Origin of the sequence: Methanohalophilus sp. DAL1, from assembly GCF_001683555.1 — an archaeon.
GTDB lineage: Archaea > Halobacteriota > Methanosarcinia > Methanosarcinales > Methanosarcinaceae > Methanohalophilus > Methanohalophilus euhalobius.
Genome location: NZ_MAFX01000038.1, coordinates 1 through 9351, shown reverse-complemented (window position 1 = coordinate 9351; position 9351 = coordinate 1). Strand labels below are relative to the sequence as shown.

Genomic DNA, 9351 nt, shown 5'->3' with positions numbered 1-9351 from the left:
GTATTGTTCAATCCAATTTAAAAGTTTTGAGAAAATGGAAACATAAACGATGACTGAAATCAGGAAAAGAACTTCTCATAGACATAACCAAAGGGTTTCATGCCTTTATTCAAAATGTCAACAACATAAATTCCCACCTTCTCCCAAACAGGCAATGAATTCCAGAGAGATGAATCTTTCCTGAAAGTAAACAGGCTCCAGGATTGATCATCTGAACCGGAAAGAGAATATGCTGCATTTTTGTTCATTTTTCTGGACAGCTGCGGATAGCGAGCAGATAGTTGATAGAAACCCCGCCCAATCCTGAATGATTTTTTAAGCAATTTTTTCAGCGATGTCCTTGCCGGGTGATACATGACAATATCCGAATCATAATACAATTTGTAGCCGGCATCAAAAACACGGTTGCCAAACTCATAATCCCCGCTGGAAATCAAATTCGGGTCAAAGACACCCACATGTTCAAAAATCTCTTTTCGGACTATAAGACAGCATGTCGGAGCAAAATGCCTTTTGTAAATATATTCATCCATGGGAAACCCTGACAGCTTATTGTGCAGGGCCGAAAGGGAATTACTTTCAGAATATATCTCCACCCTGCAACCCAGATAATCCGCATTGTGCTTGGCCATGGATTGGCTCATTTTTTGCAACCAATCCTTTTCCACTGTCATATCGGAATCGATAAAGGCAATAATCGAGCCTTTAGCGATTTCAAGTCCCTTGTTGCGGGCTGCATAGGAGCTCTGGACGGTATCTTCGACAACAAGTTTTACTGAATCGCCACAGTACTTCTCTGCAATGTCCGGGGTATTATCCGTGGAACCGTTGTCCGCAACTATGATTTCAAAATTTCCCGTATACTGCTGTGCCACCAGGGATTGCAGCGTGTCCTCCAGGCCGGAGGGATCATTGTACACCGGAATGATCACGGATATAAACGGATTCTCGTTTTGTTGAGAGGAGTCTGGCATCTTAATCAGTCATATTCCATGATAAATACATATAAGTTTATAAGTAGACACTAATATGAATTCATCCATATTAATACGATGTTATCATCTACATAAACTTGTATAAATAAATATACGATGATATAATAGATTTGTCAATTAAAGAAGCGCATATATTGTAACACAAATTACTGGTGAGGAAATACATTTGGGAAATGAAAAAGAAATAAAAATTGCTTATATCTATTATTCTTTGCAATTTTTTGTAAAACAAGATAGGGACCTACTATCAAAACATTTTGAAGTATATGATTTTAATTTCAAATCAATATTTGATATCCTCAGTTTGATAAAAACAGTTCGAAAATCAGATATTACGTATTCCTGGTTTGCTGGAGGCCATGCATTTTTAGCGGTTCTATTTTCAAAAATATTTCAAAAAAAATCAATTGTTATTGCAGGTGGTGGGGATGTTGCTTCAGAGCCTGAAATCGATTATGGTTTCATGGGACCATATAGACGAAGTCGATATTTTGCTAAATTTGCACTAAAGTATGCAGATGTTGTATTGGCAGTATCCGAATTCACAAAAAAAGAAGTCCTAAAGTATTCTAAACCTAAATATTTAGATGTAGTCTATAATGGCATTGATACTGATTACTATAAACCAAATTTCAAAAAGGAAGATATGGTAATAACTGTAGGTCGTATATCAGAAGATTATATCACACGAAAAGGGTATGAAAATTTTATTCGATGTGCTCAAAAACTACAAAATTTACAATTTGTTATAATTGGCAAAATCACGGATGATTCTATAAGTAAACTTAAAAAAATAGCACCTAGAAATGTAATATTTACTGGATATGTATCTGATGAGGAACTTTTGGAATATTATCAGAAAGCCAAAATATATTGTCAGTTATCTTACTATGAGTCTTTTGGCATGGGATTAACAGAGGCGATGGCTTGTGAGTGTATACCGGTTGTCACAAATCGTGCAGCTCTACCAGAAGTGATAGGAAATACTGGATTAAAGGTTCCCTATGATGACACAGATGCAACCATGGAAGCAATAAAAATGTCTCTGAATAAAAACGGAGTATCTGCAAGAAAAAGAATAGTAAATGAATTTGATTTGTCATTTCGAGAAAAAAGATTATTCAATATTATTATCTCAGCTATAAGAACAGATAGTTGATGTCTTTTAAAATAAAATATATTTAAAGATTAAAAAAGGAAGACCGAAGTGAAAGAAGATACTACATTTAGCAACATTGAAAACAGTATTATTCAAAAGTTAGCAATCGAATTCAAAAAAGAGGGCTATACATATGACAAGAAATATCCCGGGCACTTCATCTTTAAGAGATGTGTTTTTCTTTTTATAATAACTAAAATGATAATATTTAGGTTCAAAGTTCCTTCCTCAAAAAGTCGCCATCAACCTTGTGGATTCATTCATGATCATGGCAACTTAGAATACACTAAATTTTTTATTGAAACTTTGGACTTTGACTTTGAGTATTCTTATTTTCGTATTCCTATTGTAGGATATATTTTTTATCTCGTTGCCACACACTACAATAAAAAAACATACTTGCTTCAACAAATTAAATTTATCTTGCGACAAATAACAAAAATAATGCGCACATCTTTGACAGAAGGACACAGATATCCATTAAAATATTACGAACGTTTATTGGATTTTTATTTACAATACTTTAACCATCTTACTCTATTTAATGTATATCCCCCTTCGTTTGTGTTTACTGTAGACGACTTTGTCCCAAGTAGAATTGGTCTTTGCTACATCGCAAATATTATGAGGATACCTATAATATATGGACAAATAGATATGCAAAAATATTCAATCCCTCCTGTAAAAGTAAATGTTGCTTTAGTGAACTCAAAAGAAGCAATAGAATACTTCAATGAGGAGGGAACTATGGTATACCAAATGAATAGATTCGATTATAAAAAAATAAATGTACGAAAAGTACCATCGAATCCTAATGTTGTGGGGTTGCTACTAAATAATTTTTATATTATAGAAAGACTTAAAGGAACTATCACTCGAATTCAAAAAAAACACCCTAACTCCACTATATATATTCGATATCATCCAAACACAAAAGCACAAGACAAACCTTTTTTCTCTTCAAACAAGATTATAGAAGCAAAGAAAGAAACACTAGAATCATATTCAAGTAAATGTGATTATATTATCGCTTCCAACACAAGTGCCCAGATGAAAGTACTTATCAAAGGATGTCCTGTAATACATATTTCAGGAATTGATAGAAATGGATTTGATTTGTATGGGTATGTAAAAAAGAAAATGATATTTGGCTGTAAAATTGAGAATCTAAAGCTAATGAATATAAGGTCCATTAATGAGTTTTATTCAGATCCATGCTGGAAAGCAAATATTGCAAAAATATATCAAAACGACCCTAATATAGATACTGGAAGCAAAGAAGATTTAAGAAAATCTATACTTCAAATGAATGATATATGGTATTAGAAAAAGAGAAATAGTAAACAACATAAGTAACAACATGAGTTATATTGAAACTTAATTGAAACTAGCGGAAAATTCGTTTTGTATAAAAACTAACTAAATATAATAATAATAATTGTTAGAACCATGGCATTGAGATTTTCTTTAAACCGTAAATGATAATGTTTTTGCTTTTATTCAGGATTACTTTACTCTGCAATTATTGTGGTTCTTTCCATGTTAGTTGACTTTTCCGACAGTCTCATTCTACAGCAAACTCCTTGTGTTTTGAGGAGCCAGACTGAGAATCCAGAATATCGGAGTTTTTAGGCAGATTATCGGAAAAATAAAAGTTGAGTTATCTGTGATGTATAAGGGACTTAAAGAATAAAATTTCTTCGTCCCTGAATGTCCTTAATGCATACATCAGTGCAAAATAGATAGCAGCACAAAATGCAATAAGCAGCAATATATTGTACAATCCTGCTGGATCATAGAGAATTATTGGTATGCTCATCACAGAAGAAGAAAATAAACTCTTTAATATTGGTCGCAGGCTCATATCAAAGGGAAGCATTTTGCTGGAATAAATAAACGCTATTATGAAACTGAAACCAAATGCCAACAGGGTCGTAAAAGCTGCTCCTATAATCCCGATATAAGGCACAAGAAGGAAATTCAATACAAGATTAAATATTGCAGCAATTATCCAGATTTTGCCGCTGATATGTGTTTGTTTTTCAAGAATTATAATTTGTGCGACTATTGCATAAGCTCCAAATAGAAGCATACTCAAAGCTACAAAAGGTGTTATCAGATATCCTTTTTCCGCAATTTCCGGTGTTGAGAGTATTGTTAATAGAGGTTTGGACAACAGCGATAACCCAAACGTGGCAGGAATTGCGATTATCATGAAGTATTTGAAAGAATAGCCAAGTATATGCTTGACATTTTCAATTTGGTTTTTATCATAATTCTCTGAAAGAATGGAAGGTAGCAAGAATGTGAGAGGTGAGACAAACATCCTTACAATTCCTCCAAGGGAGTAACCTGGAGAATAATAACCAACCGAAGATGCACCGAGTAAAATGCCAATCACATAACGGTCACTGGAGTTTACCACCCAGCTTGAAAGGTTGCCAGGGACAGTGGGAATTCCAAAATTGAGGTATTCTTTCATATTATGGAAATGAGGGACTGCAAATCCCACATCATTATAAACCAGGATTGTTAAAATTAAAAATAATATTACATCAATAAGAAGTAAACCATATACTGCACCGGTGATCCCATATCCACTGAATACAAAATAACCAACTATGGAGATCATCAATACGGTCTTGGCCAGCATTATGGTCGAATATTTTTTTATGTACTGTTTTGCTCGAAGATAATTTATGAAAAAGAGTATCAAACATTCAAAGAAAACAATAACTACCAGTATCTGTGCGACCAGCAAGTTTCCTTCAAATAGTATATTCGCAATTTTTTCAGAAAAGAGATATAATAGGATTGAAGAAAATATAGTTGATGAGATTATAATACTAAATATAGAATAAAAAGTTTCCTGCAAATCATTTTTGTTTTCAATAGCAGGGATATAGCGCACCATAGTATAGGGAAGACCAAAAAGTGCAATTTGGGGAACGATACCAATGGTTACCATTATTTGTGCCCATATACCATAATTTTCAATGGAAAGGTTTTTTGTCAGGATTGGTAGCAGAATCAATCCTTGTAAACCTACAACTAATTGAGTTAAGCCGACAAGTCCTACTCTACGGGCAAAAAGATGGGATTGGGTCATGTAACTGGTTCTACTAAAGATTCTTCATATAAATATATGATTGAGTATACGTTGCGATACTCCACATTGCTTGGTTAGCAATCTTTTTTTAATAGAAGATTGTTTTATACAACATTAATTTACTAATCTATAATGGGATTATTATGAAAGATATTTTCGATGGGAAAAACATCCTTCTTACAGGTGGAACCGGCTCTTTCGGACACAAATTCACTGAAATAATACTAAATAATTATAGTCCAAAGTCATTAAGAATCTATTCAAGAGGAGAATATAACCAGTATCTAATGCAACAGAAGTTTCAGGATGAAAGGTTAAGATTTTTAATTGGTGATGTCAGAGATAAGGACCGTCTCTACCGTGCAATGAATGATGTGGATATTGTTGTGCATGCTGCTGCATTAAAACAGGTGCCTGCCTGTGAATATAATCCTATTGAAGCAGTCCGTACCAATATTGATGGTACTGTAAATGTTATTGATGCAGCCATCGATAATAATGTCGAAAGAGTGATGGCTATTAGTACAGATAAGGCTGTTCATCCTGTAAACTTGTATGGAGCAACCAAGATGGTTGCTGAAAAACTGTTTGTCCAGGGAAACACTTACTCCGGGAAAAGGAAAACAAAATTTAGCTGTACAAGATATGGAAATGTGGTTGGAAGCCGGGGTAGTGTGATACCTCTTTTCCAAAAACAAAAGGAAGAGGGGACTCTGACAATCACCGATGAAAAAATGACACGGTTCTGGCTGACCCTGGATCAGGGTGTGAATTTTGTAATTAATTCAATGGAAAAAATGCAGGGTGGAGAGATATTTATCCCTAAAATTCCAAGTATGAAGATAACAGCTCTTGCTGATGCTATTGCACCAGAGGCCAAAAAAGAGTTTACCGGCATCAGACCCGGGGAAAAACTTCATGAGATAATGATTACTGAAGATGAAGCCAGACACGCAAAAGAGTTTTCAGATTATTTTGTTATAGAACCCGAGCATCCTTTCTGGGATAAAGATGCAAATGTTGATGGAAACGATCTCCATGAAGGTTTTAGATATTCAAGTGACATAAACACAGAGTGGCTTACTGCAGAAGATCTAAAAAAAATGTATTGATGATTCTATGTTTTATGAGAAATTGACCCGACAGAAACACATCCGGGAAGATGGCTGGTTGTCCGAACTGGTCTCCATGAATTATGAAGACGAGCCTTTTAATTGTCTTCATACCTATGTTGTTTCTGTAAATCCTGGTAAAATGCGGGCAAATCATTATCATAAACATAAGGAAGAATGGATTGCAGCAGTTGCAGGAAAAATTACTTTGTATCTGAGAGATGTTGGGTCAGGAGAGTTGGAAGAGGTTGTACTGGATACTTCTACAAGTTCTTCTTCCATAATATATATCCCTCCCCTTGTCGCACATGCTGTATATAATGGAACAGAGAATGAAGCAAGTTTGATCGTTTTTAGCCTAAGCCCGGAGGATAAAAATGACACAATTGCCTTTGAGGTTTTGAAATGATTCCTTATGGCCACCAGTCTATTGATGAAAGTGATATTGAAGCAGTTATTGATGTTTTAAGAAGTGATTGGTTGACTACTGGTCCTAAAGTCAAGCAATTCGAAGATTCTCTTTGCGAGTATGTAGGATGTGATTATGCCACGGTCGTTAATAGTGGCACGAGTGCACTGGATATAGCAGTGGCTTCCCTTAATCTTCCCAATGGTTCAGAGGTAATCACAACTCCTTTTACTTTTGTCGCTACAAACAATTCATTGATTTATAACAATTTAAGACCCGTTTTTGCTGATATCAAAAAGGATACCCGGAATATTGATCCTGATGATATTAGAAGTAAGATCACTTCCAATACAAAGGCCATAAGTTATGTTGATTATGCCGGACAGCCATGCGAAATAGAGGAAATAAAAGAGATTGCAGAAGAGTTCGATCTGTATCTTATTGAAGATGCATCGCATGCTCTTGGTGCAAGCTATCATGGAAAAAAGATTGGTAACTTTGCAGATCTTACTGTTTTTAGTTTCCATCCGGTAAAACCAATTACTACAGGGGAAGGGGGAGCAGTAGTTACAAATAATGCTGAAATTGCAGAGAGGGTCCGTCTTTTACATAACCATGGAATTGACAAAAGTGCAACCGATAGATATGGGCCTGATGCAGGATGGGCTTATGACATGAAGGTCCTTGGCCGCAATTATAGGATGACAGATATTCAGGCAGCCCTTGGCATTTCTCAACTGAATAAATTGGATGATTTTATTGAGAGGAGAAATGAGATTGCAAGTCTCTATAATGAATTCCTGGACGGCTGTGAGTTTGTTGAAACGCCGATAACCAAAAAAAATGTGGTTCATGGCTGGCATATTTACACGGTACTACTTGATGGATCAATTAATAGGAATGAATTCTTCAAATACATGCGAAAGAATGAAGTTGGTGTGAACGTCCATTATATACCATCATATCATTTCAGTTATTATCGTAATAACTTTAATTTCAATGAAAGAGATTATCCTGAAACAGAGGATGTATTTAACAGAATTGTTACTCTTCCAATACATCCGGAAATGAAAAGAGAAGACGTAGAGTATGTGGTAAATACTCTAAAAGAATGGCAATAAATATTCGAGGTGATCTGCATCAAAGCCGTTGCAATAATACCTGCAAGGGGAGGGTCAAAAGGAATCCCCAGAAAGAACATCAAGGAACTGTGTGGAAAACCACTTATAGGTCATATTATAGAGACTGCATTGGAAGTGGACGAACTCGATCGGGTAATTGTATCTACTGAAGATGCTGAAATTGCAGATGTTGCTAAAAAATTTGGTGCAGAAATACCCTTTATCAGACCCGAAGAACTTGCAAGGGATGAGACTCCTACATTACCCGTATTACAGCATACTGTAGAGTATCTTGAAAAAGAGGAGAATTATTATCCAGACATCATTGTCTTATTATATCCCACATCGCCTTTATTAAGTAATGAAAGGGTATCTGAGGGAATTAAACTTCTTAAAAAAGAAAATTTTGATTCTGTCATAAGTGTGGTTGAAGATAAGGGGCATTACTGGATAAGATCAGATAGTACATACAAAAGACTTTATCCAAGAATTATAAGAAACAGACAATTAACAGAACCGCTCTATAGAGAAAATGGAGCTATATATGTTTCTAAAAGGAATATAATGATGAGCGGTACAGAATTTGTGGGGGAAAATATAGGATTTATAATAATGTCTGAGAAAGAATCAATAGATATAGATAATTTAATTGATTTTAAATTTGTTCAATTATTAAAAAATAATTATTAAAATCAATTTCCAAATCACCCAGTGATGATGCATAAATGGATTTGATTGAATGGAAATATTAGGAATATTAAAATCAAACATAAAATTAGATGATTTTGAATTAATAAATTATCTAAACTTATCAACTACAGAAAAAGAGATGGTGCGTACATGGCGCAATTTAGAAGATGTAAGAAAATGGATGTATAATGACCATATTATTTCAAAAGAAGAACATTCAACTTTTCTTGATAAATTACATATTGACTGCTCTAACTTTTATTGGTTAGTAAGACACATTGAGAATGGATATTTAGGAGTGCTATCTATCAATAAAGTAGATTTAAAAAATAAACATGCTTATTTTGGAACTTATGCTAACCCAGAGAGCAAAATATTAGGAAAAGGTTATCTGCTTGATAAACTAGCAATAAAGTTAGCATTCAATGAAATAAATCTACATTCATTGAAATTAGAAGTAATAGAAAAAAACAAGGGTGTCATTTTTTTGCATAAAAAAGTGGGTTTTGAAATCGAAGGCAAACTTAAAGAATACGTGTTAAAAAAAGGACAGTGGGAAAATGTAGTTGTGATGGGAATTCTAAATAGGAAATGATTGTTAAAGATATTCTATTTACAATGTCTGACAACCATCAACACCAATTACTTGCCCACTGACATAATTTCCCATGTCAGAAGATAAAAAGATTATTACATTTGCCACATCTTCTGGTTTGCCCAATCTTTCAAGCGAAATATTTGATTTAAGATTTTCAA

The 9351-nt window shown here is 34.4% G+C and carries 10 protein-coding genes; 7 read left to right on the top strand and 3 right to left on the bottom strand.

Translation table 11 applies throughout. The annotated features are described in order from the left end of the window. Positions 1-59: 59 nt before the first annotated feature. Positions 60-974, bottom strand: coding sequence for a glycosyltransferase family 2 protein (locus A9957_RS07555; protein WP_292343740.1), 915 nt, complete (start codon positions 972-974; stop codon positions 60-62). A 187-nt stretch (positions 975-1161) separates the two neighbouring features. Between A9957_RS07555 and A9957_RS07550 the strand changes: the two genes are divergently transcribed. Both A9957_RS07550 and A9957_RS07545 read left to right on the top strand, forming a co-directional pair. Next, on the top strand, positions 1162-2154 hold the full coding sequence (locus tag A9957_RS07550; protein WP_292343738.1) for a glycosyltransferase family 4 protein: 993 nt from the start codon (positions 1162-1164) through the stop codon (positions 2152-2154). Positions 2155-2202: 48 nt separating this feature from the next. Further along, entirely contained in the window at positions 2203-3480 is a 1278-nt protein-coding gene (locus tag A9957_RS07545) for a hypothetical protein (protein WP_292343736.1), read from the top strand. Positions 3481-3814: 334 nt separating this feature from the next. On the opposite strand, the gene A9957_RS07540 is transcribed toward A9957_RS07545, so the two are convergent. Then, a complete protein-coding gene (locus A9957_RS07540; protein WP_292343734.1) occupies positions 3815-5263 on the bottom strand; it encodes a flippase in 1449 nt (482 codons plus the stop codon). Positions 5264-5406: 143 nt separating this feature from the next. Between A9957_RS07540 and pseB the strand changes: the two genes are divergently transcribed. From pseB to pseH, 5 genes are read left to right on the top strand one after another with little or no spacing between them, the layout of a single operon-like run. Continuing rightward, complete coding sequence (gene pseB / locus A9957_RS07535) at positions 5407-6375, top strand: UDP-N-acetylglucosamine 4,6-dehydratase (inverting) (protein WP_292343733.1); 969 nt, start codon at positions 5407-5409, stop codon at positions 6373-6375. Between the two features lie 22 nt (positions 6376-6397). Beyond that, complete coding sequence (locus A9957_RS07530; protein WP_292343731.1) at positions 6398-6784, top strand: WxcM-like domain-containing protein; 387 nt, start codon at positions 6398-6400, stop codon at positions 6782-6784. Beyond that, positions 6781-7905, top strand: a complete 1125-nt coding sequence (gene pseC / locus A9957_RS07525; RefSeq protein WP_292343729.1) for a UDP-4-amino-4,6-dideoxy-N-acetyl-beta-L-altrosamine transaminase — start codon at positions 6781-6783, stop codon at positions 7903-7905. The genes A9957_RS07530 and pseC overlap by 4 nt, the downstream gene beginning before the upstream one ends. Before the next feature lie 9 nt (positions 7906-7914). Next, the gene (locus tag A9957_RS07520) at positions 7915-8595 is read left to right on the top strand and encodes a cytidylyltransferase domain-containing protein (RefSeq protein WP_181079391.1); all 681 of its coding nucleotides are present in this window, start codon (positions 7915-7917) and stop codon (positions 8593-8595) included. Positions 8596-8644: 49 nt separating this feature from the next. Then, entirely contained in the window at positions 8645-9190 is a 546-nt protein-coding gene (pseH, locus tag A9957_RS07515) for a UDP-4-amino-4,6-dideoxy-N-acetyl-beta-L-altrosamine N-acetyltransferase (RefSeq protein ID WP_105461029.1), read from the top strand. 18 nt (positions 9191-9208) lie between these two features. Here the strand turns inward: pseH and A9957_RS07510 are convergent. Beyond that, positions 9209-9351: SDR family oxidoreductase (locus A9957_RS07510; protein WP_292343742.1), on the bottom strand; the 143-nt coding region annotated here is incomplete at its 5' end.